Annotated in this window: 24 protein-coding genes; 11 read left to right on the top strand and 13 right to left on the bottom strand. The window is 76.4% G+C overall.

The features are described from left to right. Window positions 1-222: 222 nt before the first annotated feature. Complete coding sequence (locus ACI78V_RS16390; RefSeq protein WP_456852579.1) at window positions 223-711, bottom strand: DnaJ family domain-containing protein; 489 nt, start codon at window positions 709-711, stop codon at window positions 223-225. A 313-nt stretch (window positions 712-1024) separates the two neighbouring features. On the opposite strand from ACI78V_RS16390, the gene ACI78V_RS16395 reads away from it, so the two are divergent. The 3 genes from ACI78V_RS16395 to ACI78V_RS16405 all read left to right on the top strand — a co-directional run bounded on the left by ACI78V_RS16395 (window position 1025) and on the right by ACI78V_RS16405 (window position 4071). Next, on the top strand, window positions 1025-2500 hold the full coding sequence (locus ACI78V_RS16395) for a SulP family inorganic anion transporter (protein ID WP_456852581.1): 1476 nt from the start codon (window positions 1025-1027) through the stop codon (window positions 2498-2500). Continuing rightward, a complete protein-coding gene (locus ACI78V_RS16400; RefSeq protein WP_456852583.1) occupies window positions 2500-2907 on the top strand; it encodes a MerR family transcriptional regulator in 408 nt (135 codons plus the stop codon). Before ACI78V_RS16395 ends, ACI78V_RS16400 begins: the two co-directional genes overlap by 1 nt. 75 nt (window positions 2908-2982) lie before the next feature. Further along, entirely contained in the window at window positions 2983-4071 is a 1089-nt protein-coding gene (locus ACI78V_RS16405; protein WP_456852585.1) for an ATP-dependent DNA ligase, read from the top strand. Between the two features lie 2 nt (window positions 4072-4073). Here ACI78V_RS16405 and ACI78V_RS16410 read toward each other — a convergent pair whose 3' ends face one another. The 5 genes from ACI78V_RS16410 to ACI78V_RS16430 all read right to left on the bottom strand — a co-directional run bounded on the left by ACI78V_RS16410 (window position 4074) and on the right by ACI78V_RS16430 (window position 13004). Continuing rightward, entirely contained in the window at window positions 4074-4598 is a 525-nt protein-coding gene (locus ACI78V_RS16410) for a MarR family winged helix-turn-helix transcriptional regulator (RefSeq protein ID WP_456852587.1), read from the bottom strand. Then, a complete protein-coding gene (locus ACI78V_RS16415) occupies window positions 4595-5422 on the bottom strand; it encodes an SDR family oxidoreductase (RefSeq protein WP_456852589.1) in 828 nt (275 codons plus the stop codon). The genes ACI78V_RS16410 and ACI78V_RS16415 overlap by 4 nt, the downstream gene beginning before the upstream one ends. A 54-nt stretch (window positions 5423-5476) precedes the next feature. Then, window positions 5477-6469, bottom strand: a complete 993-nt coding sequence (locus tag ACI78V_RS16420) for an anti-sigma factor RsbA family regulatory protein (protein WP_456852591.1) — start codon at window positions 6467-6469, stop codon at window positions 5477-5479. Window positions 6470-6565: 96 nt separating this feature from the next. Next, window positions 6566-11686 (bottom strand): SpoIIE family protein phosphatase, encoded by a 5121-nt coding sequence (locus ACI78V_RS16425; protein ID WP_456852593.1) that lies wholly within the window; start codon window positions 11684-11686, stop codon window positions 6566-6568. Window positions 11687-11693: 7 nt separating this feature from the next. Further along, on the bottom strand, window positions 11694-13004 hold the full coding sequence (locus tag ACI78V_RS16430; protein ID WP_456852595.1) for a DUF6986 family protein: 1311 nt from the start codon (window positions 13002-13004) through the stop codon (window positions 11694-11696). Window positions 13005-13049: 45 nt separating this feature from the next. Here ACI78V_RS16430 and uraD point away from each other — a divergent pair, with 45 nt between their 5' ends. The 3 genes from uraD to pucL all read left to right on the top strand — a co-directional run bounded on the left by uraD (window position 13050) and on the right by pucL (window position 14834). Further along, window positions 13050-13547 carry a 2-oxo-4-hydroxy-4-carboxy-5-ureidoimidazoline decarboxylase gene (gene uraD, locus ACI78V_RS16435; protein WP_456852597.1) on the top strand — a complete coding sequence of 166 codons (498 nt, stop codon included), beginning with the start codon at window positions 13050-13052 and terminating at the stop codon, window positions 13545-13547. Then, window positions 13544-13861 (top strand): hydroxyisourate hydrolase, encoded by a 318-nt coding sequence (gene uraH, locus ACI78V_RS16440; protein WP_456852599.1) that lies wholly within the window; start codon window positions 13544-13546, stop codon window positions 13859-13861. The genes uraD and uraH overlap by 4 nt, the downstream gene beginning before the upstream one ends. Before the next feature lie 88 nt (window positions 13862-13949). Further along, complete coding sequence (gene pucL / locus ACI78V_RS16445; RefSeq protein WP_456852601.1) at window positions 13950-14834, top strand: factor-independent urate hydroxylase; 885 nt, start codon at window positions 13950-13952, stop codon at window positions 14832-14834. Between the two features lie 3 nt (window positions 14835-14837). Here the strand turns inward: pucL and ACI78V_RS16450 are convergent, their stop codons facing one another. The 5 genes from ACI78V_RS16450 to msrA form a co-directional block, all read right to left on the bottom strand. After that, window positions 14838-15323 (bottom strand): hypothetical protein, encoded by a 486-nt coding sequence (locus ACI78V_RS16450; RefSeq protein ID WP_456852603.1) that lies wholly within the window; start codon window positions 15321-15323, stop codon window positions 14838-14840. A gap of 48 nt (window positions 15324-15371) precedes the next feature. After that, entirely contained in the window at window positions 15372-16949 is a 1578-nt protein-coding gene (locus ACI78V_RS16455; protein ID WP_456852605.1) for a methyl-accepting chemotaxis protein, read from the bottom strand. Window positions 16950-17083: 134 nt separating this feature from the next. After that, the gene (locus tag ACI78V_RS16460) at window positions 17084-18175 is read right to left on the bottom strand and encodes a class I SAM-dependent methyltransferase (protein WP_456852607.1); all 1092 of its coding nucleotides are present in this window, start codon (window positions 18173-18175) and stop codon (window positions 17084-17086) included. Between the two features lie 56 nt (window positions 18176-18231). Beyond that, complete coding sequence (locus ACI78V_RS16465) at window positions 18232-19338, bottom strand: class I SAM-dependent methyltransferase (RefSeq protein WP_456852609.1); 1107 nt, start codon at window positions 19336-19338, stop codon at window positions 18232-18234. 41 nt (window positions 19339-19379) lie between these two features. Then, window positions 19380-20033 carry a peptide-methionine (S)-S-oxide reductase MsrA gene (gene msrA / locus ACI78V_RS16470; RefSeq protein WP_456852611.1) on the bottom strand — a complete coding sequence of 218 codons (654 nt, stop codon included), beginning with the start codon at window positions 20031-20033 and terminating at the stop codon, window positions 19380-19382. A 113-nt stretch (window positions 20034-20146) separates the two neighbouring features. On the opposite strand from msrA, the gene ACI78V_RS16475 reads away from it, so the two are divergent. The 5 genes from ACI78V_RS16475 to ACI78V_RS16495 all read left to right on the top strand — a co-directional run bounded on the left by ACI78V_RS16475 (window position 20147) and on the right by ACI78V_RS16495 (window position 22914). After that, a complete protein-coding gene (locus ACI78V_RS16475; protein WP_456852613.1) occupies window positions 20147-21166 on the top strand; it encodes an NADP-dependent oxidoreductase in 1020 nt (339 codons plus the stop codon). 29 nt (window positions 21167-21195) lie between these two features. After that, complete coding sequence (locus ACI78V_RS16480; RefSeq protein ID WP_456852615.1) at window positions 21196-21399, top strand: hypothetical protein; 204 nt, start codon at window positions 21196-21198, stop codon at window positions 21397-21399. Beyond that, window positions 21396-22085 (top strand): alpha/beta hydrolase, encoded by a 690-nt coding sequence (locus ACI78V_RS16485; protein WP_456852617.1) that lies wholly within the window; start codon window positions 21396-21398, stop codon window positions 22083-22085. The genes ACI78V_RS16480 and ACI78V_RS16485 overlap by 4 nt, the downstream gene beginning before the upstream one ends. 80 nt (window positions 22086-22165) lie before the next feature. After that, complete coding sequence (locus ACI78V_RS16490; protein WP_456852619.1) at window positions 22166-22567, top strand: DUF1622 domain-containing protein; 402 nt, start codon at window positions 22166-22168, stop codon at window positions 22565-22567. After that, a complete protein-coding gene (locus ACI78V_RS16495; protein ID WP_456852621.1) occupies window positions 22564-22914 on the top strand; it encodes a hypothetical protein in 351 nt (116 codons plus the stop codon). Before ACI78V_RS16490 ends, ACI78V_RS16495 begins: the two co-directional genes overlap by 4 nt. Window positions 22915-22960: 46 nt before the next feature. Here ACI78V_RS16495 and ACI78V_RS16500 read toward each other — a convergent pair whose 3' ends face one another. After that, the gene (locus tag ACI78V_RS16500) at window positions 22961-23977 is read right to left on the bottom strand and encodes a 1-aminocyclopropane-1-carboxylate deaminase (RefSeq protein WP_456852623.1); all 1017 of its coding nucleotides are present in this window, start codon (window positions 23975-23977) and stop codon (window positions 22961-22963) included. Continuing rightward, window positions 23967-24611 (bottom strand): GntR family transcriptional regulator, encoded by a 645-nt coding sequence (locus ACI78V_RS16505; protein ID WP_456852625.1) that lies wholly within the window; start codon window positions 24609-24611, stop codon window positions 23967-23969. Before ACI78V_RS16505 ends, ACI78V_RS16500 begins: the two co-directional genes overlap by 11 nt. Window positions 24612-24634: the final 23 nt, after the last annotated feature.

The raw sequence follows: 24634 nt of genomic DNA on the forward strand, positions 1-24634 counted from the left end.
GGGTGAGCCCCCCCGACTTGGTTTTCGTCGCGGGGGACCGGGCGCGGGACTCCCCGCCCCCGCCGGGGGGCGGGGCCCCCGGCCGGCCCCCGCGGGTCGGTCGGCCCCGACCCGCCCCGGAACCGCAGGATCCGGCCGGGACCCTCGACCCGGCGCTCGCTGCCACGGCGCCGGCGTCCGGGTCCACCTCGGGACGGACCGCATGTCGCGGACCGTGGCCGGTCAGCGCTCCCGGCGCCGCCACCACCGCCGCCGGCGCCCCGCGGGCGGCGGTGGCGCCGGTGGCACCGGCGGCGCCGGCGGCGGCCGCGTGGCCCGCCACTGCTCGACCAGCGCGTCCACGTCGGCCAGCCCCGGCACCGGAGCCCACCTGCTCTCCTGCGGACGACGCCAGAAGGCCTGCACCCGGGCGTTGTAGTCCTCGGCCACGGCGCGGACGGCGTCCTCCGACTCCATGCCCGCGACCCGCGACGGCAGGTCGTCCCGCTCCTTCCGCAGCGCCAGCCCGGGCGGCAGCATCGCACCGGTGTCCACGCCCTCGCGGCGCGCCTTCTCGACCGCCCAGTCGTAGGCGGTCTCGTCCCGGTCCCGGCGGGGCAGCGGCTTCCCGGCACCGGCGAGCCCCTCGAAGGCGCCCTGGGCGAGGCCACGGCTGATCTGCGACTCCACCCAGGTCTCGAACGACATCCCGGTCGGCTTGCGCTCGGTCATCCCCTCCATGGTCACACCGGTGGTCGCCCCCGGCCGCCTCTCGAGGGGTGGACCCCGGGCACCCCACTGGACGCGGCGAGGCGCCCGCGGAGCGGCGGGGCGAGGGCGCCCGCGTGCTCCTCGGACCCCGAGTCGACGCGCGCGGGGGGCGCCTCGGCGTGACGGAGGACCCAGACCCTCCTCTCACGTGAGGGTCGAGTGTCGTGCACACTGGACGGCGACTCCGTGTCCCGGGCACCCGCGCCGGGCACGCCCGCTCCCTGTTCTGTCCCGGCCTCGGCCGGTGGATGGTGCACGACCCGAGATCGGTGGCATGAGCTCCCTGCGCACCCCACGCCTGACCCGCCCCGCCTGGCTGTCGCCGACGGTCGCCCGCACCGAGGTGCTGGCCGGCCTCGTCGTGGCGCTGGCACTCATCCCCGAGGCGATCAGCTTCTCCATCCTGGCCGGGGTCGACCCCCGGGTGGGGCTGTTCGCCTCGTTCACGATGGCCGTCGTCATCGCGTTCACCGGCGGCCGGCCGGCGATGATCAGCGCCGCGACGGGTGCCATCGCCCTGGTCGTGGCCCCCCTGGCGCTGGAGTACGGCGTCCAGTACCTCTTCGCCGCCGTCATCCTCGGCGGCGTCTTCCAGATCCTGCTCGCCGCGGCCGGGGTCGCTCGGCTGATGCGGTTCATCCCGCGCAGCGTCATGGTGGGCTTCGTCAACGCCCTGGCCATCCTGATCTTCACCGCCCAGTTCCCGCAGCTGGTCGACGTGCCGTGGCTCGTCTACCCCATGGTGGCCGCCGGGCTGGCGATCATCTTCCTGCTGCCCCGCATCACCACGGCGGTTCCCCCACCACTGGTCGCGATCGTCGTGCTGACGACCCTGGCGGTGGCCGCCGGCTGGGACCTGCCCGACGTCGGCGGTGAGGGGGACCTCCCCGACAGCCTGCCGTTCCTCCTGTTCCCCGAGGTGCCGTCCACCCTCGAGACGCTCGGGATCATCACCCCGTACGCCCTCGGCGTCGCCTTCGTCGGGCTCATGGAGTCGCTGATGACCGCGAAGCTGGTCGACGACATCACCGACACCCACTCCGACAAGACCCGCGAGTCCTGGGGCCAGGGCGTGGCCAACGTCGTCACCGGCTTCTTCGGCGGCATGGGGGGCTGCGCCATGATCGGCCAGACGATGATCAACGTGAAGTCCGGCGCCCGCACCCGGCTGTCGACCTTCCTCGCCGGCGCCTTCCTGCTGGTCCTCGTCGTGGCCCTGGGCGACATCGTGAGCGTCATCCCGATGGCCGCGCTCGTCGCCGTCATGGTCTTCGTGTCGATCGCGACCTTCGACTGGCACAGCCTGCGCACGATCCACCGGATGCCCAAGAGCGAGACGGCGGTGATGCTGGCGACCGTCGCCGTCACCCTCGTGACCCACAACCTCGCCATCGGCGTCGGCGTCGGCGTCCTGGTCGCCTGCGTGCTCTTCGCCCAGCGCGTCTCGCACCTCGTCGACGTCACCCGCGCCGTCGAGGAGGACGGCAGCGTCCGGTACTCGGTGGACGGGGCGCTCTTCTTCGCGTCGAGCAACGACCTCTACACGCAGTTCCACTACGCCGACGACCCCGATGCGGTGGTCGTCGACCTCTCCGGCGCCCACGTCTGGGACGCCTCCACCGTGGCCGCCCTCGACGCGATCACCCACAAGTACGCGAGCCGGGGCAAGCGGGTCGAGATCGTCGGGCTCAACGAGAACTCCGCCAGCCGGTACGAGCGGCACACCGGCCAGCTGTCCGGGGCGCACTGATGCCCGCCCGCACGGGGCTGCTGCAGATCGGCCAGGTCGCCGAGCGCACAGGCCTGAGCCTGCGCACCATCCGCTTCTACGAGGAGAGCGGGCTCGTCGTGCCCACCAGCCGCAGCGAGGGCGGGTTCCGGCTCTACAGCGCCGAGGACGTGGCCCGCCTCGAGGTGGTCAAGCGGATGAAGCCGCTCGGGTTCTCCCTGGAGGAGATGCGCGAGCTGCTCACCGTGCTCGCCGACCTGTCCGCCGCGCGGAGCCCCGGCCACCCCGACCGCGACCAGCTGCTCGACCGGCTGCGGATGTTCCACGAGGCCGCGCGGGTGCGGGTGGACGCGCTGCGCGCCGAGCTCGCCGTCGCGGAGGACTTCGCCGGTTCCCTCGCCGAGCGTCTGGCGGCCGAGCGGGGCTGATCCCCCGGTCCGTTACCGGATCGGGACTTGACCCGGCCAGGGACGACGTGCCGCCCGCCGGATCACTCGCGGAGCGTGGCGACCTGCCACGAACGGGTGAAGCGGCAGCTCAGCGGCCTGCGCGGGGAACGGCGACGGCCCAGGCTGGCCGACGTGCCGCTGTCCGTCCCGGGGTTGCCCGACGTCCCCCCCGAGCTGGCCGGGCCGGTCGCGGTGGAGCTGGCCAAGCCGGTGCGGGAACTCCCGCGGGCCGACGCGCTGCCCGGCGGCGTCCTCTACGAGCCCAAGTGGGACGGCTACCGGCTGGTCGTCGTCCGCACCGGCAGCACCACCCGGGTGTGGTCCAAGCAGGGCCGCGACCTCAGCGACCGCTTCCCGGACGTCGTCGCCGCCGCCGTCGCCCAGGTGCCGCCCGGCACGGTCGTGGACGGCGAGGTCGTCGTGTGGAACGGCACCCGGCTGGACTTCGGGCTGCTGCAGCGCCGGATGGTGACCCCGCCCGGGCGCATCGCCGCCCTCGTCGCCACCGCCCCGGCCTCCTACGTCGCCTTCGACCTGCTCGCACTCGGCGGCGCCGACCTGCGGGCCCGCCGGCTGCGCGAGCGCCGGGCCGCGCTGGAGGAGCTGGCCGCGCGCTGGTCGCCGCCGATGCAGCTCTCCCCCGCCACCACCGACCCCGCCGAGGCCCGGCAGTGGTCGACCGACTGGCGCGCCGCCGGCGTCGAGGGGCTGGTCGCCAAGGGTGCCGGCACCCGCTACGCCCCCGGCCGCCGCGAGTGGGTGAAGGTCAAGTCGTGGGAGACCACCGAGGTGCTCGCCGGCGGCGTCATCGGCCCGCTGGAGCGGCCCAGCCAGCTGGTGGCCGGCCGCTACCGGGACGGCGAGCTGGTCGTGGTGGGGCGCACCAGCCCGCTGTCGCCCGCGCACGCCGCCGAGCTGGCCGCCGTCCTGCGCCCGGCCGGCGAGGACCACCCCTGGCCGGACCGGATCGGCACCGGCCGCTTCGGTGGTGGCCGGCTGTCGGTGCCCCTCACCCGGGTGCAGCCCGACGTCGTCGTCGAGGTCAGCGCGGACGCCGCGCTGCAGGCCGGCGTCTTCCGCCACCCGCTGCGCTACGTGCGGGTGCGCGCGGACCTGCAGCCCCGCGACGTACCCGGGATCTGACGTCAGGGTCGCTGCGGCGTCCGGCCGAGGGCGACCAGGAGGCGCCGCAGCAGGTCGGCGAGTTGGTCACGGTCGTCGCCGGAGAGCCCCTCGAGCAGCCGCCGCTCGGTCTCCAGGTGGTCGGGGAGGGCGGCGTCCAGCGCGGCGCGGCCCGCGTCGGTGAGCGTGACGACGACGGCGCGCCCGTCGGCCTCGCTGCGCTCCCGGGTGATCAGGCCCTTCTCCTCCAGCCGGTCCAGCCGCTGGGTGATCGCCCCGGAGGTGACCAGCGCCGTGCGCATGAGCGCGGTCGGCGTCAGCTGGTAGGGCGCCCCGGCGCGGCGGAGGGCGGCCAGCACGTCGAAGGACGGCGCGTCGAGGCCGTGCCGCGCGAACGTGGCGCGCTGGGCGAGGAAGACCTCCCGCTGAAGCTGGGTGATGCGGCCGATCACGCCCATCGGCGTGCAGTCGAGATCGGGGCGCTCACGGGCCCACTGGGTGAGGATCAGGTCGACGGCGTCCTCCGCGGGGCGCCCGTGCGTGCTCATGCCGGCAGGGCCACGTCGGCGAGGTGGTCGGCGTAGCTGCGCGGCGGGCGGCCGAGCAGCGCGGTCAGCACCCTCGGGCTGCCGGCGAAGCCGTGCGCCCGGTAGTGGTCGAACATCAGCCGCCGGCAGCGGCCGGCGTAGGAGTCGGGCACGGGCCCCCGGGGGACGACGTCCTCCGCGACCACCTCGCGCCCGAGCCGCTCGCCGACGAGCTCGGCGAGCCGTGGCGCGGTCAGGGCCTCGGGCCCGGCCGCCTCGAACGTCCCGCCGTCGAGGCCGTCCTCGGTGAGCAGCACGGCGGCGGCCTGGGCGACGTCGGCGAGGTCGAGCAGCGACTGCCCGGTGCGCAGCCCCCAGGTGCTGCGCAGCCGCCCGGTGTGCGCCGCCGCGGCCACCTGCTCGTCGAGGTTCTGCGCGTAGGCGCACGGCTGCAGCACGCGCCAGGCCAGGCCGGAGGTGTCCAGCGCCTGCTCGGCGCGGTCCTTGGCGGCGTGGTGCGGCATCGTCCGCGCCTGCGGCCGCAGCACCGAGTGGTAGACGACCCGGCCGACGCCGGCGCGCCGCGCCTGGCCGAACAGCGCCTGCGCCCCCTCGGCCTCGTCGGGGTCGAAGTTGGGCCAGATCAGGTAGAACGCGTCGGCCCCCGCGAGCACGTCGGACCACGGCAGCGGCTGGGTGAGCTCGGCGACGACCACCTCGGCGCCGAGACCGTCGAGCTCGGGACGCGGCCGGCGGCGGGAGACCACCGCCCGGACCTGCTCGCCGCGCTCCCGCAGGGCGCGGACGACGGCGGTGCCGGTCTGGCCGCCCGCTGCCGTCACCACGATCACACCGGTACCTCAGCAGTGAGGTATCCCGGCGTCAAGACCGGAGCACCCTCAGTGCAGTCGGGTGGCGAGCCGGACGGTGAGGCCCGCGGGGCCCGGCAGCAGGTCGACGCTGTCCCACAGCTTGCGGGCCAGCCACAGGCCCATGCCGCCGCGGCTGAGGTCGTCGCCGTGGGCGGGCCGGAAGCCGGCCAGCGGGTCGTCGAAGCGGTTCCCGGCGTCGGTGATGGCGCACACGAGGCGGCGACCGTCGCACCAGACCCGGGCCGAGACCGGCCGCCGGCCGTGCCGGAATGCGTTGGCGGCGACCTCGCTGGTGGCCAGGTGGAGGTCCTCCCGCTCCTCCTCGTCCGGCACGAGCGCGGTGAGGACAGCGCCGAGCTGGTGGCGCAGCCCGGCGAGGGTGGGGGCGTCGTCGACGGCGAGCACCGGGACGGTGTCCTCGACCGGCTCGTGCGGCGGAGGCAGGCGCCGGAGGTAGCGCTCGGGGTCCTGGAAGGCCGGGCTGGCCGCCCACGACCCGGCGCGGACCACCTCGGGATGGGTGGCCGGGGCGCTGTCGACCACCGGGGCGGGCAGCCGCTGCCGGTCGTAGAGGCACAGGGCGGTGACGGCGCTGTCGTGCAGGAACCGGTTGCTCGCCGACTCGAACCGCTGACCCTCGCGCCAGCCCGCGGGATGGTCCCCGAAGTCCACCTCGGAGAGGACCCGCAGACGCCCGGACGGGTGCGCCGCCGCCCGCTCGGCGTACCGGCGGACCTGGCCCGCGGCGTCCGGGGCCCGGGCGCCGAGGAGGGTCAGGCCGGGGTCGTTGCGCAGCCCCGCGCCCAGCTCACCGAGCGCGTCGCAGACCAGCGTGCCGGTCTCCGGCGGGCAGGCGATGGCGACGAGGTCCCCGACCCGCAGGCCCTCCTCGACGAACGGGACGGCCACCTCGAGCAGCTCCGCGGAGCCGTCCACGGTCGCGACACCGTGCCGCAACCGGCGCTCGGAGGGGACGCGGTCGGTGCGCAGCGCGGTCCGCCCGTCCGCCTCCTGGTCCACGGTCCCCGTCCTCTTCCCGCCGGGTCGTCCCGGCCCACAGCTCCGACATCCTGGTACACGCAACGCCGATCTCCGTCCAGGAGAGCGTGCGCGTCGTCACGGGGACGGGGCCACGGCCTCTCCGGCCGCGGAGTCGACACCGGCCAGGGCGAGTATGCGCGCCGGGGGCGTGCCCTGCCGTGTCTGCACGCGGAGGGCGACCCCGGCCTCACCCGCACGGGCGAGGGCCTCCAGCACCATGCCGACACCCGCGCTGGCGAGATAGCTCGTCGGCCCGAGGTCCAGCACCGCCGACGACCCCGGGGGCAGCCGGTCCACGTGCCGCAGCAGCTCGTCCCGCACCGGTCCCGCGCTGGCGAGGTCCAGCTCCCCGAGGACCTCCAGGCGCACCACCCCGGTGCCGTCGTGGACCACCAGGCGCGCCGGGGCCCCGCCGTCCGTGGCCGGGCGGTGCCGCCGCGGCGCGGCCGGGACCGCGTCCCCGGTGACCGCGGGCACCCGGAACCGGACGGTCGTGCCGGTGCCGCCCGGACCGCGACCGAGTTCCACGTCGGTGCCCAGGGCGTGGATGAGGTCGAGTCCGCGACCCCGGAAGCCCCTGTCCGCGGGCGGGGGGCGCCAGACGCCGTTGTCACGCACCTCCACCCGGAGCCCGCCACCGGCCTCCCGCACGAGCTCGTAGGAGCACTCCCCCGTGCCGTCGGGCGCGGAGGCGTAGGCGTGCTCGACGGCGTTGGCCAGCGCCTCCCCCAGGGCCAGCTGCAGGTCCTCGGCGGTCTCCTCGGGCACGCCGGCCGCCGCCGTCCACGCGGCCACGGCCCGCCGGACGGCGGACAGCCGGGCCGGATCGGCCGGCAGCCGTGCGGCCAGCGGGGCCGGCAGGACACGGGCCGCGATGACCGCGACGTCGTCGGGCTGCTCGGTGTCGGCGAGAACGTCGGCCAGCAGGCCGGTGGTGAGCCGCACGGGATCGGCGGCGGCGTGCCGGGTGGCCGCGGCGCAGACGCGGTCGAGCCCGTCGTCGAGCACCTCGCCGCGCCGCTCGACGAGCCCGTCGGTGTAGAGCAGCAGCGTCGCGCCGGGGGGAACCGTGGTGGTGCCCTCCCGGTAGGGCGGGCGACCGGGGGCGCCCAGCACCGCGCCGGAGCCGGCGTCGTCCAGGAACCGGCTGCCGCCGGGGGCGACCAGCAGCGGCGGCGGGTGGCCGGCCCGCGCCCACCGCACCGTCCCGGCGGCCGCGTCGACCACGAGGCAGGCGGCGGTGGACGCCAGCGCGCCGGGCAGGCGGGCGGCGAAGCGGTCGAGCAGCTCCAGCGCCTCGGCGGGGGGGCAGCCCTGGAGCAGCGCCGTCGAGAGCGCGCTGCGCAGCTGCCCCATCACGGCCGCCGCGGCCGGCCCCTGGCCGACGACGTCGCCGACGGCGATCGCCACGCGGTCGTCCGGGAGCTCGACGACGTCGTACCAGTCACCGCCGGCCTGCGCGCCCTCCGCACCGGGCAGGTAGTGGGCGGCCAGCGCCAGCCTGTCCAGCGGCGGCAGCTGGGCCGGGAGCAGGCTCAGCTGCAGCGTCTCGGCGATGCTCCGCTCGGCGCGGAACAGCCGCGCGCGGTCGAGGGCCTGGGCGCACTGCTCGGCGACGGCCAGGAGCATGGCGCGGTCGGCGGCGGAGAAGCGCTGCACGGTGGGCCAGGCGACGGCGAGGACACCCACCACCCGGCCGGCCACGACCAGCGGGATGCCCACGTTCGCGGCCAGCCCGTAGGCCGTCAGAGCCTCGGCGAGCTCCGGCGGCAGCGGGCGTTCCGCCGGCGGCTCGGCGGCGATGTCCTCGATCCAGATGGAGCGGCGCTCGGTGACCGCGGCGGTGGCGACCAGCGGGGTCGACAGCGGCAGGGTGCTCCACAGGCGGCGGCCCTCCTCGCTGCCGCCGTCGATCGCCAGCGCCGACAGCCCGCGGTGCGAGGCGTCGAGCTCGTAGACGGCGACCCGGCTCTCGGGACCGGTGAGCGCCCGCAGGTGTCCGGCGGCCGCGGTGGCCACCTCCACGGGCGTCGTCGCGGCCGACAGCTCCGCGGTGGCGCGGTGCAGCAGGGCCAGCCGGTGTGCGGCGGCGCGCTCGTCGGACAGGAGCACCGTGTTGTCGACGGCGAGGGCGGCGCGGGTGGCGATCTCCTCGGCCAGGACGCGGTCGTCGTCGGTGTAGGCGGGCGCGTCGGCCCGGCGGCCCAGCGCCAGGACGGCCAGCACGCGCCCGCGCACCGTCAGCGGCAGGGCGAGCACGGAGGCGACCGCCAGCGGCGCCGCCAGCGCCGGGTGGTCCTCGCCGAGGTCGGTCGCCCCGGCCAGTGTGGCGTGCACGACCGCACGTCCGCTCCGCACCACCGCCGGCCCCACCCCGACGTCGGGATCCAGGCCGGCCAGCGCGGCCTCGGTCTGCCCGTCCATGCCGGCGATGCCGGTCCAGTGCAGGCGACCGTCCTCGCCCACCAGCCGCACCGTGCACAGGTCGGCCAGGCGGCTGTCCACCACCAGCCGGGCCAGCGCACCCAGCTGTCCGCCGACGGTGCTCTCCCGGTCCAGGGCGGCACCGACCTCGGCGAGCAGCGTCTGCCGCTCGGTCTCGCGGATGCGGGCGTTGACGTCGGTGCAGCTGCCGACGTGGCCGGCCGGGGTCTCGCCGGTGCCGAGGGGCGCCGCCCGCTCCAGCAGCCAGTGGTAGGCGCCGTCGGCCCGTCGCAGCCGGAACTCGACCTCCCAGCCCTCCCGCCGGTCGCACGCGGCGGCGACGACGGCCGCGTACCGGTCGCGGTCCCCCGGGTGCAGCCCGTCGGTCCAGCCCTCGCCGAGCTCCTCGCCGGCCGGGCGGCCGGTGAACTGGGTCCAGCCCCGGTTGACGAAGACCCGCCGCCCCTCGGCGTCGGTGACCCAGATGAGCGCCGGCGCCAGGTCGGCGATCGCGGTGAACCGCTCCTCGGCGGCCCGGCGGGCGCGACCCAGGTGCAGGTGGGCGTCGACGCGGGCGACCAGTTCCTGCGTGGAGAACGGCTTGACCAGGTAGTCGTCGGCGCCGGCGGCCAGCCCCTCGACCGCGGCCTCCTCGCCGGCGCGCGCCGACAGCAGCACCACCGGGATCCGCGCGGTCCGGGCGTCGGCGCGCAGGGCGGCGAGCAGCTCGACGCCGTCCATCTCCGGCATCATCACGTCGCTGACGACGAGGTCCGGTGGGTCGGCGAGGGCGGCCTCGAGGGCCCGCCGGCCGTCGGCGACCGCCCGGACGGCGTAGCGCGGGGCCAGCAGCCGCACCACGTAGGCGCGCATGTCCGCGTTGTCGTCGGCGACCAGCACCCGGCCCGCCGCGGCTCCGGAGGGCGGGACGACCTCCGCCGGCACGCCGTCCCCGCCGGGCAGCCAGCGCAGGGCCTCGGTCACGAACGGCGCCGCGGCCGGCGACACCGCGGGAGCCTCGCTGGTGGGCTCGCCCAGCTGGTCGCCGGGCAGGTGCGCGCTGCCGAACGGCAGCGTGACGGTGAACGTCGTCCCGACGCCGGGGGTGCTGTCGACGTCGATGCTGCCGCCGTGCAGCCCGACCAGCTCGCGCACCATGGCCAGGCCGATGCCGCTCCCCTCGCCGGAACGCCCGCGGGCGTCGGCCACCCGGTGGAAGCGCTCGAACAGGCGGGCCTGCTCCGCGGCCGGGATGCCGGTGCCGGTGTCGCTGACGGTGAGCCGCGCGACCCCGCCGTCCCGCCGCAGCCGCACGGTGATGCCGCCGGTGAAGGTGAACTTCAGCGCGTTGGAGAGCAGGTTGAGGACGACCTTCTCCCACATGTCCCGGTCGACGTGCACCGGTTCGTCCAGGGACGCGCAGTCGACGGTGAAGTCCAGCCCGGCGCGGGTGACCGCCGAGCGGAAGACGCTGGCCAGCTCGGCGGTCGTGGCCGCGAGGTCGACCGGCTCGAAGCGGGCGTCGATGCGGCCGGCCTGGATGCGGGAGAAGTCGAGGAGGGTGTTGACCAGCCTCCCCAGGCGGAGGGCGTTGCGCTCGATGACCTCGAGCTCCTCGCGGACCCGGGGGTCGGCCTGGGCGGCGGGGATGCCCCGCAGCTCGGCGATCGGCCCGGCGATGAGCGTGAGCGGGGTGCGGAACTCGTGGCTGACGTTGCTGAAGAAGTCGGTCTTCGCGCGGTCGAGCTCGGCGAGGGCCTCGGCACGGCTGCGCTCGGCCTCGTAGCTGCCGGCGTTGAGCAGGCCGGATGCGATCTGGTTGCCGACGAGCTCGATGAACCCGCGGTAGCGGTCGTCGTAGCGGCGGTGCGGGTTGAGCCCGACGACGAGGAAACCGGAGACCGGGCCCTCCTCGTGGGCCGAGGAGGCGATCGGCACGGCGACCGCCTGCGCCGGCGGGCGCCGCCACGCGCCGGTGGGCAGGCCGGGGAAGCGGTCCTCGAGGTCCTCGACCAGCACGTGCTCGCCGGCCAGCACGCGGTCCAGCGGCCAGACGTCGTCCCCGGGAGCGATGACCTCCGGCGCCGCCGCCGAGCCGGGGTCGATGCCGGTCGCGCAGCCGAGCCGGGCGGTGCCGGTCGCGTCGAACAGGTAGGTGAGGCTGAACGGCAGGTCGGCGAGGTCCTGCCCGAGCTGCTCGCACACCGCGGAGAGCACGTCGGCCCGGGTACGGGTGGTCGCGACGGCCGCGGCGAGGTCGCGGAGGGCGGCCACACGGCGCTCACCGACCACCCGCTCGGTGTTCTCGGTGACCACGCAGAGCATGCCCTGGGCGTGGCCGTGGTCGTCGCCGAGCGGGCTGTAGGAGAACGTGTGGTACGTCTCCTCGGGGTACCCGCTGCGCTCCAGGAAGAGCAGCAGGTCCTCGTCCCACGTGGCGACGCCGGTGTCGAGGACCGACCGCACCCGCGGCCCGATGTCGTGCCAGATCTCCGCCCACACCTCGGAGGCCGGCCGTCCCAGCGCCCACGGGTGCTTGGTCTGCAGCGTGTCGCGGCGGTAGGCGTCGTTGTAGAAGAACGTGAGGTCCGGACCCCAGGCCGCCCACATCGGGAAGCGGGACGTCAGCATGATCCGGACGACGTTGCGGAGCTCCCGGGGCCAGCCGTCCGGCGGCCCCAGCGGCGTCCGGGCCCACTCCCGCCCCGCCATCGCACGGCCGACCTCGCCGCCACCGGCGAACAGCGACCGACCGGGCAGGTGCTCGGTCACCGTGCGCTCACGGGGCGATCGTAGGCGGCGCGGTGGCCCCCCCGCCCCCGCGGGGCAGGGCGGCTGGACGCCCGGCGAGTCCGTCCAGCACGGCGCGCTCCACCCCGGTGGCGGCCCGGACCTCCTCCCCGTCCAGGGCACCGCAGTCCAGCCCGCGCAGCAGCACCGTGGCGAGGGCGCGGGCGGTGGCCGGCTCGTCGAGCACGCCGCCGTCGCCCCGCTCCAGGAAGGCGACCAGCCGGGCGGCGGCGTCGGGCAGCGCGGCCCGGAAGAAGGCGTAGGTGACGGCGTACCGGGTGACCAGCTGGGCGGGGTGCAGGTCCCAGCCCTGGTACAGGCCACGCTCCAGCGCCCGGCGAACCAGCCCGGCGTGCCGCCGCCAGGCCGCGTGCACCTGCTCCCGGGAGCCCACGGGCAGCACGTTGGTGGAGCCGTCGACGGCGCGGGCCCCGGTACCGGCGACGGCCACCTGGACCACCTGCTTGGCGAAGTCCGCGGCGGGGTGGTCGGAGGCCTGGTGTCCCGCGGCGACGTCGAGGGCCGCGGTGTAGTCGTAGGTGCCGAAGTGCAGACCGGTCAGCCGGCGCCCGGCCGCGTGCACCAGCACCGCCGCGGTGACCGAGCCGTCGGCGCCGATCACCGCCTGCGGGGTCTCCACCTGCAGCTCGAGGTCGAGCGGGACGCCGTGCGCGGCCTCGAGCGCGTCGAGCACCGGCAGGAACGCCCGCACCTGCTCGACGGCGGTGACCTTGGGGAGGGTGACGGTGCAGCGGGGGACGGACCCCCTCCTCCCCTCCCCTCGCGAGTGCGGGACGGTGCCCCGGAGGGGGCCGGCCAGGGCGCCGAGGAACAGGTCGAGGGTGCGGACGCCACGGTGCCGGGTGGCCTCCTCGAGGGACTTCGCCCGGATGCCGACCGCCGGCGGGCCGCTGCCGGCCGCCAGGTCGGCGGCCACCGTCCCGGCCGCCCGCCGCACGTCGTCGTCCTCGGCGTCCGGGGCGCCGCGGTAGCCGTCCTCGGCGTCCACCCGCAGGTCCTCGACCGGCTCGCGCGCCAGCTTGGCCCGCACCCGTGGGAGCACCTGCGCCACGAGGCCGTCGTCCACCCCCAGGTCGGGCAGCCCGTGCTCGTCGAGGGCGGCGAGGGCCGCCGTCCCCCACGCGGCGGGGAGGCCGGGCGTCACCGCGTCGGCCGGCACGTAGCAGGTGTGCACCGGCCGGCGCCCGGCCCGCTCGCCCGGGTAGGCGGCCGACCGCGCGGCGTCCACCGGCGCGAGGCGGCGGTCCAGCTCCGCGTAGACGGCGTCGTCCAACCCCATCGGCCGACCCTGCCACGCCGCCGCCGGCGCTGGCATCCTCCCTCCATGGGAGCCCTCGACGACTTCAACGCCGAGCCCGCCGACCGCGCCGTCCAGCAGCTGCGCGCCTGCAACGCCGCGCCGCGGTTCGCCGCCGAGGTGGTCGCCGGCCGGCCCTACCCGGACGTCGACGCCCTGGTGGCCCGCGCCGAGGCGGTCGCCCGCGGGCTGCCGTGGGACGAGGTGGCGCTGGCGGTGGCCGCCCACCCGCGGATCGGCGAGCGGCCGGAGGGCTCCTCACCCGAGGCGGCGGCCTCGCGCCGGGAGCAGGGCGCGGTGGGCGGCGCGGACGACGCGACGCGGGCCGCCCTCGCCGACGGCAACCGCCGCTACGAGGAGCGCTTCGGCCACCTCTTCCTCATCCGGGCGGCGGGCCGGGCCCCGGAGGAGGTGCTGGCCGAGCTGCGCCGCCGGCTGGACGCCGACGAGGAGGCCGAGCGGGCGGAGGTCACCGAGCAGCTGGCGCAGATCACGGCGCTGCGGGTGCGGGAGCTCGTGGGATGAGCGTCAGCACGCACGTCCTGGACGCGGTGCTGGGCCGGCCGGCCATGGGTATCCCCGTCCGGCTGTCCGCCGGCGAGGTGCTGCTCGCCGAGGGGGTCACCGACACCGACGGCCGCTGCCGGCTGGTGGACGGCGCGACGGCGCTGGGCACCCACCGGCTGGTGTTCGCGACCGGGCCCTGGTTCGCCGAGCAGGGGCGGGAGGCCTTCTACCCGGAGGTGGTGCTCACCTTCGACGTCCGCGAGCCGGGCGAGCACCACCACGTGCCGCTCCTGCTGGCCCCGTTCGCCTACTCGACCTACCGCGGCTCGTGACGGCCGTCGGGAGCCGGCCCCGACCGGGGGCGCGGCGCGGGCTCGCCAGCGGGCCGGACGGGGTCCGCCCTGTGCGACGGTGTCGCGCATGGTGATCCGGCTGGGGCCGAACCAGTACGGCAAGGCGGAGGTGCGCGTGGTCGCCGTCGACCGCAGCCGCCCGGAGCACACCCTGGCCGACCTCACCGTCAGCACCGCGCTGCGCGGCGACTTCACCGCGGCGCACACGGCCGGCGACAACGCCCACGTGCTGCCGACCGACAGCCAGAAGAACACCGTCTTCGCCTTCGCCCGCGACGGTGTCGGGGCGATCGAGTCCTTCGGCCTGCGGCTGGCCCGGCACCTCGCCGGCGCGTACCCGTGGGTCACCGGGGCCCGCGTCGAGGTCCAGTCGCACGGCTGGAGCCGGATCAGCGTCGGCGGCCGGCCGCACGAGCACGCCTTCCGCCGCGACGGCGGCGAGGTCCGGACGGCGGTGGTGACCGTGGACGGCGACGACACGCACGTGCTCGCCGGTCTGCGCGACCTCGTCGTCCTCAAGACCACCGGCTCGGAGTTCCGGGGCTTCCCGCGCGACCGCTACACGACCCTGGCCGAGACGCGCGACCGCATCCTCGCCACCGCCGTCACCGCCCGCTGGCGGTACACGACCACCGACCCGGACTTCGACGCCGTGTTCGCCGGGGTGCGCGCGGTGCTGCTGGAGACCTTCGCCGCCACCCACTCCCTCGCGCTGCAGCAGACGCTGTACGCGATGGGTGAGGCGGTGTTGCAACGGTTCCCCGAGGTCGCCGAGGTGCGGCTGTCGATGCCGAACCGCCACCACTTCCTCCAGGACCTCTCGGCGTTCGGCCTGGACAACCCCGACGTCGTCTACCGCGCCGAGGACCGGCCCTACGGCCTCATCGAGGGCACCGTCCTGCGCGACGACGTCCCGACCGCCGAGGCGGCCTGGCCGGGGACGCCGGGCTGAGCGTCAGCCCTGCGGACCCTGCACGCCCACGCCGCCGAAGAGCACGTCGGCGTGGATGCGCAGGTCGGCGCCGCGCTCGTCCTCGGTCCGGGTGACGTCGGCAGCCTCGTCGACCCCGATGCCGCCCACGCCGCGGAAGGCCCACCACACCCGCCAGCCGGCCGGCACCCGCACGCCCACACCGCCCATCAGCACCCGCGCGGTGAGGTCGATCCCCCCGGGCACCCGTGGCAGCGCGGTGAGGTCCAGCTCCGCGCCGCCCATGACCAGGTCGAAGCGCACCCGCGACAGCTCCGGGTTGACCGGCCGCAGCTGCACGCCGCCCACCGCGACGACCCGCCGGATGCCGGCGGTGCTCTCGTCGCCCTCGTCCTTGCGGCGGGCCACCAGCCGGCCGGTGAGCGCGACCGTGCCCTGCAGGGCCCACCAGCCCAGCAGCCAGGGCAGGAGCCGGCGGACGGCGGGGGGCAGGGAGCGCGGCGTCGTCATGGGGTCAGCCTGCCCGTCGTCCCCCGCCGCGGCCCAGGGGGCGGCCGCTCAGTACCGGAAGCGGCCCACCGCCGAGCTGAGCGCCGACGCCATGCGGGCGACCTCGTCCATCGCCGTCCGGGCGTCGGTCATCGCGCGGGTCGTGGCGCCGGCGGCCCCGGCCACCGCGGTGATGTTCTCGGCGATCTGACCGGCTGACAGCGCCGCCTCGGCGACGTTGCGGTTCATCTCCGTCGTGGTCGCCGTCTGCTCCTCGACGGCGGCGGCGATCGTGCCCTGCGAGTCGTTGATCAGCCCGATGATCCGGCCGATCTCCCCGATGGCCCGCACCGCGCCGCCGGTGTCGGCCTGGATCGCCTCGACCCGCGCGGTGATGGTGTGCGTGGCCTTGGCGGTCTCCTGCGCCAGCTCCTTGACCTCGTTGGCGACGACGGCGAAGCCCTTGCCGGCCTCGCCCGCCCGCGCGGCCTCGATGGTCGCGTTGAGCGCCAGCAGGTTGGTCTGCTCGGCGATGGCCGTGATCACCTGGACCACGCCGGCGATCTCCCGCGAGGACTCCCCGAGCTTGGCGACGGTCGCGGTGGTCGTGTCGGCGACGACGACCGCCTGGGTGGCCACGCGGGCCACCTCGCCGGCGTTGCGGGCGATCTCCCCGATGGAGGCGCCCATCTCCTCCGAGCCCGCGGCCACGGTCTGCACGTTGCGCGACACCTGGCCGGCCGCCTCCGCGACCACCTCGCTCTGCACCGCCGACTCGTCGGCCAGCCGGGTCATGTCCAGCGCGGTCGCGGCGAGCTCCTCGGTCGCCGAGGCCAGCGTCGTGGTGGTGTCGCCGATGGTGGCCACCACCTCCCGCAGGCCACCCAGCGAGGTCTCCAGGGCCGTGGCCATCCGGCCGACCTCGTCGCGGCTGGTCACGCCCGTGACGCCGCGCAGGTCGCCCTCGGCCAGGGCCTCCAGGACCGCACCGACCCGGCGCAGCGGGCCGACGACCGACCGCGTCACGACCCAGCCCAGCGCGGCCAGCACCAGCACCCCGCCGACGGCGACGAGCACCGACAGCGTGATCGCCGTCCCCCGCTGGGCGGCGCTCGCCGTCGCGGCGGCCGCGGCCTCCTCGTCGACGGCGGCCCCGACGGCGGGCAGCTCCTCCTCGAGGACGGCGAAGGCCTCCGCGAACGCGGGGTAGGCGGCCCGGGCGGCGGCCGGGTCGGTCGCGGCGAGGGTGACGATGCGGTCGGCGGTGGCGAGGTAGGCCTCGACCGCGGGGGTCACCTCCGCCACGGCCGCGCCCACCTCGGCGTCCAGGCCGGCACCGGACACCGCGGCCAGCACCTCGCGGAAGGTCGCGTCGTGGTCGGCGAGGTCCGCCGCCGCCGCGCCGTCGCCGGGTCCGTCGAGCAGCGCCTGGAGGACGTCGCCCCGGACGGCGTCGTGCATCATGTCCGCCTCCAGGGCGGCGGCGGTGGCGCGGGTGGCGACCAGCAGCACGTCGGTGCGCTCCCCCGTCCCGCGCAGGGCCTGCACGGCCAGGACGGCGAAGACCGCGAGGACGACGGCCCCGGCGGCGACGAGGGCGGCGAGCTTCACGCCGAGGGGACGGTCCGACCAGAGGTTGCGCGCCATGAGGCACTCCTGCGTCGCGGGCGATCGGCGCGGAGGTGCGCACCGTTGGCACCTCGATCGGCACGGAGGTGGGGTGACTACAGCAGAACTGCTCCGATCTTCATGGACTTTCCGGTTCCGGAATGCGACCGGGCTCACACCGTCAGCCGGTAGAACCGGAAGAAGTCGTTGTCGATCGGCAGGACCTCCACCCCGGCGAAGCCCGCCTCCCGGGCGTACGCCTCCAGCGTGGCCGGTCGCATGACCGTGCCGGTGCTCGCAGACGGCCGCGTGGAGAGCCCGTCGGGCAGACAGCAGGTGAGGCTGTAGCCGTACATCAGCCGCTCGGTCTCGTCCCCGGGCGCGGTGAAGTGCTCGGCCACCCGCTCGTCGACCACCAGCACGGTGCCGCCGGGCGCGACCATGCGCCGCATCGCGCCGAGGACAGAGACGGGGTCGGGCATGTCGTGGATGCACTCGAACGCCGTCACCAGGTCGAACGCGCCCGCCTCGCCGCCGGCCGAGCCCGCGTCGACGGTGGTGAACCGCACCCGGTCGGCCACCCCGGCCTGCTCGGCGTTGCGTCGCGCCTGCTCGACGGAGGGCTCGTCGATGTCGAAGCCGTCGACGCGGGCCTGCGGGTACGCCCGGGCCATCCCGATCGCCGACCAGCCCATGCCGCACCCGACGTCGGCGACCCGGCCGCCCGCCCGCAGGGCGCCGTCCACCCCGGGCACCCGCGGCAGGTCCTCGGTGGCCATCGGCCCGAGGAAGTAGGGGCGGTTGGCGTCACCCTGCGCCTCGCGCGCGTCGGGGCCCATCTCCGCCCAGCTCAGGCCCGCACCGGTGCGGTAGACCTCCCGCAACCGCGGCACGTTGCGCGCGAACGCCAGGGCCACGCGGGCGAACGGGGGCATGTAGGAGAGGTCGAGCTCGTCGACCAGCACGCCGCGGTACTCCGCCGGGAGCGTGTAGCGCCGCGCGTCGGGCTCGGTCCGGACGTCGTCGACGACGAGGATGCCGGCCACCGCCTGCTGCTCGAGCCACTCGCGGGCGTACCGGGCGTCGGTGCCGGTGCGGTCGGCGAGCTCGGGGGCCGTGGCGGGGGCGTCGGCCAGGGCGCGGTACCAGCCCAGCCCGGCGCCGAGGTCGACGGCGGCGAGCTCGAGGGTGGCGGTCACCCCGGCGACGAGGCGTTCGGCGAGTGCGGCGGCGGTGCCCGCGGGCGGCGTCTCGGTCGTCGTCATGCCCCCGCAGCCTGGCCCGGGGGCCGGGGACCCGGACAGAGGCCTCCGCCCCTGCCTCAGCGGCGGGTGGAGACGGTGACGGTGAACCGGCGGTCGGACGCCGCCACCCGCGTGGGCCCGACCAGCCGCCGCAGCGCGCTCCGGTGCGGCAGCTGGTTGTTGTAGACGGTCCACAGCTCCCCGCCGGGGCGCAGCACCCGGCCGGCCGCGGCGAACAACCGGTCGGCGGCGCCGGTCACGACCGCCGCCCCCACGTGGAACGGCGGGTTGCAGACGACGAGGTCGACGCTCGCGTCGGCGACGGTGGACGCCGCGTCGTCCCGGGTCACCCGCACCCGGCCGGCCACCCCGTTCGCCTCGGCCGTGGCCAGCGCGGAGGCGACCGCGGCCGCCGACTGGTCGCTCGCGGTGACGGCCAGCCCGGGCCGGGCGCGGGCCAGGGCGGTGGCGAGGACGCCGGTGCCGCAGCCCAGGTCCAGGGCGGTCGCGGCGTCGGGGGCCATGCGGTCCAGCGTGGCCAGCAGCGCCCGGGTCCCGACGTCGACCCGCGTGCCGGCGAACGCCGCGCCGTGCGCGCAGACGGTCAGGCCGAGGTCGGCGTGCAGCTGGCGGCGGGGGAAGGACGGCCGGACGCCGGCCCGCGGCCCGCGCGCCACGAGCAGGCGCGACTTCTGCCGCGCCAGGGTGGCCGAGACGTCGGTGAAGCAGGCGCGCAGGACGTCGTTCATCCCGTGGGTCATGTGCTTGACCCGCCCGCCCACGAGGAGGGTGGCGTCCGGGGCGGCGCCGGACGCCAGCTCGGCGATCTCGCGCAGCGCGTCCAGCGACCGGGGCGCCTTGGCCAGCACCAGGCGGGCGCCGGCGAACACCTCCGGGCCGAGCGGCAGGCAGCGGTAGGAACCGGTCAGGCCGGTGCGCTCGGCGTTGCGGGCCAGCGCCAGCTCGCCGACGAGCAGGTCCTGGGTGACCCGGACGTCGCGGGCGCCGGCCACCGCCGCGCCGAGGGCGAGCGCGCCGTAGGAGTCGTCGACGACCGCGACCCCGCCCGGCCCGGCGGCCGCGATCGCCGCGGCCGCCTGGTCGAGCAGCAGCCGGTCGGTGGCGTCGACGGCGACCAGGTCCGACGCCTCGACGTCCGGCTCCCGCCGCAGCCGCGCGAGCACGTCCTCCCGGGGGCCTGAGAGGGCCGTCTCGGCCCCCGTGGTCACAGGCCGGGCAGGCCGACGGGGCAGGAGACGCCGGTCGAGTGGATCGGGCAGTACCCGTTGGGCACCTTGTGCAGGTACTGCTGGTGGTAGTCCTCGGCGTAGTAGAACTCGCCGAGCGGGGCGATCTCGGTGGTGATCTCGCCGTAGCCGGCGGCGGTCAGGCGCTCCTGGAACGCCTCCCGGCTGGCCAGCGCGGCGGCCTCCTGCTCCGGGGTCGCGTGGTAGACCGCCGAGCGGTACTGCGTGCCGATGTCGTTGCCCTGGCGCATGCCCTGCGTCGGGTCGTGGTCCTCCCAGAACACCTTGAGCAGCTGTTCGTAGGAGATGACCGCGGGGTCGAAGACGACCAGGACGACCTCGGCGTGGCCGGTCCGCGCCGAGCAGACCTCCTCGTAGGTGGGGTTCGGCGTGTAGCCGCCGGCGTACCCGGCGGCGGTCGAGTAGACCCCCGGCGTCTGCCAGAAGACCTTCTCCACGCCCCAGAAGCAGCCGGCACCGAAGACGGCGGTCTGCAGGCCCTCGGGGAACGGCGGCTGGATGCGGTTGCCGTTGACCGCGTGCAGCTCGGGGACGTGCGGAAGGGGGTCCGGACGCCCGGGGAGGGCGTCGTCGGGGGACACCGGCTGGGTCTTGGCCCGGGAGAACAGCATGCTCCGAGCGTAGGCCCGCGGATCAACGGTCGGTTGTGCACCATCGACCGGCGGGGCCGGCGCGGCAGGGGCAGGATCGGGCGGACCACGTCGTCGACCGCGCAGGAGGGTCCGTGAGCACGACCACCCGGGAGTGGCACCTGGCCGCCCGCCCGCACGGCGAGCCGACGCCGGAGGACTTCCGGCTGGTCGAGGTGCCGGTGCCCGACCCGGCCGAGGGGCAGGTCGTCGTCCGCATGGTGGCGATGTCGGTGGACCCGTACATGCGGGGGCGGATGCGGTCGGGGCCGTCCTACGCCCCGCCCTGGGAGGTGGGCGAGGTGATGAAGGGCGGCGCCGTCGGCCGGGTGGTCGCCTCCCGCGCGCCGGAGCTGCCCGAGGGGGCGCTCGTGCTCACCGACGCGGCCTGGCGGGAGGTCGCCGTCCTGGACGCCGGTGCCGTGCGCCGGCTCCCCTCGCTGACCGACGTGCCGCCGTCGTGGTTCCTCGGCGTGCTGGGGATGCCTGGGCTGACCGCGTACACCGGGCTGTTCCGGGTGGCCGGGTTCACCCCCGGCGACGACGTCTTCGTCTCGGGGGCCGCGGGCGCCGTCGGCAGCCTGGTCGGGCAGTTCGCCCGCCTGCGCGGTGCCGGGGCGGTGGTCGGCAGCGCCGGCAGCCCGGAGAAGGTCGCCTGGGTGACCGGCGAGCTGGGCTTCACCGCCGCCTTCGACTACCACTCCGGGGTGGCCGAGGGGCTGGCCGCGGCCGCGCCGGACGGCATCGACGTCTTCTTCGACAACGTCGGCGGCGAGCACCTGGAGGCGGCGATCGGCGCGCTGCGGGTGCACGGGCGGGCGGCGCTGTGCGGGTCGATCTCCGGCTACAACGCGGTGGAGCCGCCGCCCGGACCGCGCAACATGTCGCTGATGGTGGGCAAGCGGCTGACCCTCCGCGGCTTCCTCGTCGGCGACCACACCGACCTCCGCGAGGAGTTCACCGGGACGGTCACGGGATGGCTGCGCTCCGGCGATCTCGTCGTCCGGGAGACCGAGTACCAGGGCATCGAGAACGCGCTGCCGGCCTTCCTCGACCTGCTGCGCGGCGGCAACACCGGGAAGATGGTGGTCCGTCTCTCCCCCGACCCCGACTGAGCAGGGGCCGTCCGGGGCAGTCTGGGGGCATGTGGCTGTTCCTGACCCGCCGCCTCCGCACGTGGCTGCTGCTCACCGTCGTCGTCCCCCTCGCCACCGGCCTGCTGCGCCGGGCCGGGCAGACCCTGGAGCGCCGGACCGGCTCGACCCGGCTGTCCCGCGGGCTGCTGCGGGCCGGGGACCTCGGCGACCGCGCCCGCGCCACCCTCCGCGGCGGGCGCCGCCGGAGGTGACCCCGGGCGACGTCCCGGCCCTGGAGCACGTCCCGGCGTCCGGCCCGGTCCGGGCGCTGGCGGTCTTCTGCCACGGGGGCACGGTGGCCAGCGTCGAACCACCGCGCGAGCGGGCGCTGTCGCTGCTGCGGATGCGGGCGATCGAGCAGTTCGTCCGGGCCGCGGGTGGGCGGCACGGGCTGGGCACCTACCTCGTGCGGTACCGGGTGGCCGGCTGGAACGGCCCGGCGGCCGACGCCTACGCCGACCTCCGCTGGACCCTGGAGGAGATCCGGGGCCGGCACGGCGCCGACGTCCCGGTGGTGCTGGTCGGCCACTCGATGGGCGGCCGGGCGGTGCTGCGCGCGGGTGGGGACCCGTCGGTGGCCGCCGTCTGCGCACTGGCCCCGTGGACGCCGCCGGGCGAGCCGGTCGAGCACCTGCGCGACCGGACCGTCGCCGTCCTGCACGGTCGCGGCGACCGCTGGGTGCCCGCGGCGCTCTCGGCCGACTTCGCCGTCCGGGCGTCGGAGGCCGGCGCGCAGATCGCCCGGTTCACCATCGCCGGCGGGCACAGCATGGTGCGGCGGGCGCCGGTGTGGCACGCGTTCGTCCGGGACGTCGTCCTGGCCGGCGCCGGGCTCGTGCCGTGGCGGGCCGACCTGCGCCACGCGCTCGACCGCCAGAGCCTCGCCGTCCCGCTCTGACCCGGGCGGGTGCGCGAGGAGCCGGTGACCTGCTCGCCGCCCGGGCGTGCGATCCCGCTCGCCGTGGGTAGGGCGGGCCGGTGGAGGAGCTGCTCGCCGAGGTCGTCAACGTCCTGGTCGTCGTCGTGGAGGCCTGCGGGGCAGCCGTGATCATCACCGGCGCGGTGTGGGCCTTCGCCCGGTTCCTGTGGGTGGGCCTGCGCGACCGGAGCGCGGCGGCGTTCGTGCCGGTCCGGCTGACCCTCGGCCGGTTCCTGGCGCTGGGCCTGGAGTTCCAGCTGGCCAGTGACGTCCTGCGGACGGCGGTGGCGCCCAGCTTCCGCGAGCTGGGACAGCTGGCCGCGGTGGCGGCGATCCGGACGGCGCTGAACTACTTCCTCGGCAGGGAGATCGCCGAGGAGCGCCGCCAGGTCGCCGAGGAGCGGGAGCAGGGCGGGGAGGTCACCGACCCGGCGGACCGGGCGCGGGGGCGGACGGCGTGAGCACCCTGGAGCCGGTCGTGGGTACGGCGGCGACCCTGGTCGTCGGCGCCGCGCTCGTGGCCGGGGTCCTCACCCTGGCGGCGACCCGGCGTCCGCCGCTGGCGCTCGGCGTGCTGCTGGACCTGCTGGTCGCCGCCGGGCTGCTGCGGCTCGTCGGCGACCCGAGCTGGCAGGCGCTGGTCACCGCCGCGGCGATCGTCGTCCTCCGGCGGCTGATCGGCGCGAGCCTGCGGTCGGCCCGGCGCAGCTGGTCGGGGCGCGCCGACGACGAGCCCGCTCCCCCGCCGTCCGGCCGGGTCCGGCTCCCGTCCGTGGAGCACCTGGTCCGGCCCGCGTGGCGCCGGTGAGCGGAGTGGGTCCGTGCGCGTCGCGCCCACGGACCCACCCCGGCACTCACGAGAACAGCGCGCTGTAGCCGTTGATGGCGGGCTGCCCGCCGAGGTGGGCGTAGAGCACCGTGGACGACGGGTCGATCTCGCGGCGCCCGACGAGGTCGATCGTCGCGGCCATCGACTTCCCCTCGTAGACCGGGTCGGTGACCATGCCCTCGGTGCGGGCGGCCAGCTCCATCGCCCGGATCGTCGTCTCGTCGGGGACGCCGTAGACGCCGGCGTGGTAGCGCTCGTCGAGCTCGACGTCGTCCAGCGTGAGCTCGCGCCGCAGGCCGACGAGGTGCCCGGTGCGCTGGGCGATCCGCAGCACCTGGTCGCGGGTCTCGGCCGGCTTGGCCGACGCGTCGACGCCGAGCACCCGCCGGGGCCGGGCGCCGTCCTCCTCGAGCTTGGCGAAGCCGGCGACCATGCCGGCCTGGGTGGAGCCGGTCACCGAGCAGACGACGACGGTGTCGAAGAAGACGCCGAGCTCGGCCTCCTGCGCGGCGACCTCCTCGGCCCAGCCGGCGAAGCCGAGGCCGCCCAGCGGGTGGTCGCTCGCCCCGGCCGGGATGGCGTAGGGCTTGCCGCCGCGCGCCTCGATCTCGGCGAGCGCGGCCTCCCAGCTCTCCTTGAACCCGATGCCGAACCCGGCCTTGACCAGCCGCACGTCGGCGCCCGCCAGCCGGCTGATCAGGATGTTGCCGACCTTGTCGTAGACGGCGTCGGGCCAGTCGACCCAGCTCTCCTGCACGAGGACGCACCGGAGCCCGACCCGCGCGGCGACGGCGGCGACCTGCCGGGTGTGGTTGCTCTGCACCCCGCCGATGCTGACCAGCGTGTCGCAGCCCCGGGCCAGCGCGTCGGCGACGAGGTACTCCAGCTTGCGGGTCTTGTTGCCGCCGAAGGCGATGCCGGAGTTCACGTCCTCCCGCTTGGCCCAGACGGCCGCGCCGCCGAGGTGCTCGGTCAGCCGGTCCAGCCGGTGCACCGGCGAGGGCCCGAACAGCAGCGGGTAGCGGGGGTGGTCAGTCAGCATCGTCGGGCTCCTCGGACAGTTCGGACAGCAGCGCCGTCCAGATCTCGGTGGTGGTGGCGACGGCGGCGTCGACGTCGGAGGCCGCGCAGGCGGCGATCAGGCGGTCGTGCAGGACGACGGACTCCCGCCCGTGCGCGGTGGCGAAGCGCCGGCGCTCCAGCCGGCGGACGGCCGGGGCGAGGCGGGCGACGGTCGCGGTGAGCGCGCCGTTGCCGCAGCGGTCGAGCAGGACGGCGTGCAGGTCGTCGTCCGCGGCGAGGGCGGCATCGGCGTCCCCGGCGGCGAGCGCGGCGGCGAACCGGGCGTTGGCCGCGCGCATGGCGGCGAGGTCCTCCGGGCGCGTGGCCGCCGCGGCCTCCCGGGTGGCCAGCTCGTGCATCGCCCGGACGACGACGGCGGCGTCGCGGACCTCCCCTACCCGCAGCGGGGTGACCCGGGTGTGGCTCTGCGGCTTGGACTCCACCAGGCCCTCGTCGGCCAGGCGGGCGAGGGCTGCCCGCACCGGGGCGACCGACAGGCCCAGTCGGCCGGCCAGTTCGGCGTCCTTGACCACCGCGCCGGGCTCGAGATCGCCGGAGACGATCGCCTCCCGGATGCGGGTCAGGGCGACGTCGCGCAGCAGCACGCGGCCCACCGGGGCGAGGGTCACAACTGACA

This window comes from Geodermatophilus sp. SYSU D00742 (genome assembly GCF_054049935.1).

What these genes read in the sequence shown, in the direction of transcription:
- ACI78V_RS16390 (WP_456852579.1), bottom strand. Translation starts at nt 711, where the DNA reads ATGACCGAGCGCAAGCCGACCGGGATGTCGTTCGAGACCTGGGTGGAG.
- ACI78V_RS16395 (WP_456852581.1), top strand. Translation starts at nt 1,025, where the DNA reads ATGAGCTCCCTGCGCACCCCACGCCTGACCCGCCCCGCCTGGCTGTCG.
- ACI78V_RS16400 (WP_456852583.1), top strand. Translation starts at nt 2,500, where the DNA reads ATGCCCGCCCGCACGGGGCTGCTGCAGATCGGCCAGGTCGCCGAGCGC.
- ACI78V_RS16410 (WP_456852587.1), bottom strand. Translation starts at nt 4,598, where the DNA reads ATGAGCACGCACGGGCGCCCCGCGGAGGACGCCGTCGACCTGATCCTC.
- ACI78V_RS16430 (WP_456852595.1), bottom strand. Translation starts at nt 13,004, where the DNA reads ATGGGGTTGGACGACGCCGTCTACGCGGAGCTGGACCGCCGCCTCGCG.
- uraD (WP_456852597.1), top strand. Translation starts at nt 13,050, where the DNA reads ATGGGAGCCCTCGACGACTTCAACGCCGAGCCCGCCGACCGCGCCGTC.
- uraH (WP_456852599.1), top strand. Translation starts at nt 13,544, where the DNA reads ATGAGCGTCAGCACGCACGTCCTGGACGCGGTGCTGGGCCGGCCGGCC.
- pucL (WP_456852601.1), top strand. Translation starts at nt 13,950, where the DNA reads ATGGTGATCCGGCTGGGGCCGAACCAGTACGGCAAGGCGGAGGTGCGC.
- ACI78V_RS16450 (WP_456852603.1), bottom strand. Translation starts at nt 15,323, where the DNA reads ATGACGACGCCGCGCTCCCTGCCCCCCGCCGTCCGCCGGCTCCTGCCC.
- ACI78V_RS16455 (WP_456852605.1), bottom strand. Translation starts at nt 16,949, where the DNA reads ATGGCGCGCAACCTCTGGTCGGACCGTCCCCTCGGCGTGAAGCTCGCC.
- ACI78V_RS16460 (WP_456852607.1), bottom strand. Translation starts at nt 18,175, where the DNA reads ATGACGACGACCGAGACGCCGCCCGCGGGCACCGCCGCCGCACTCGCC.
- msrA (WP_456852611.1), bottom strand. Translation starts at nt 20,033, where the DNA reads ATGCTGTTCTCCCGGGCCAAGACCCAGCCGGTGTCCCCCGACGACGCC.
- ACI78V_RS16480 (WP_456852615.1), top strand. Translation starts at nt 21,196, where the DNA reads ATGTGGCTGTTCCTGACCCGCCGCCTCCGCACGTGGCTGCTGCTCACC.
- ACI78V_RS16500 (WP_456852623.1), bottom strand. Translation starts at nt 23,977, where the DNA reads ATGCTGACTGACCACCCCCGCTACCCGCTGCTGTTCGGGCCCTCGCCG.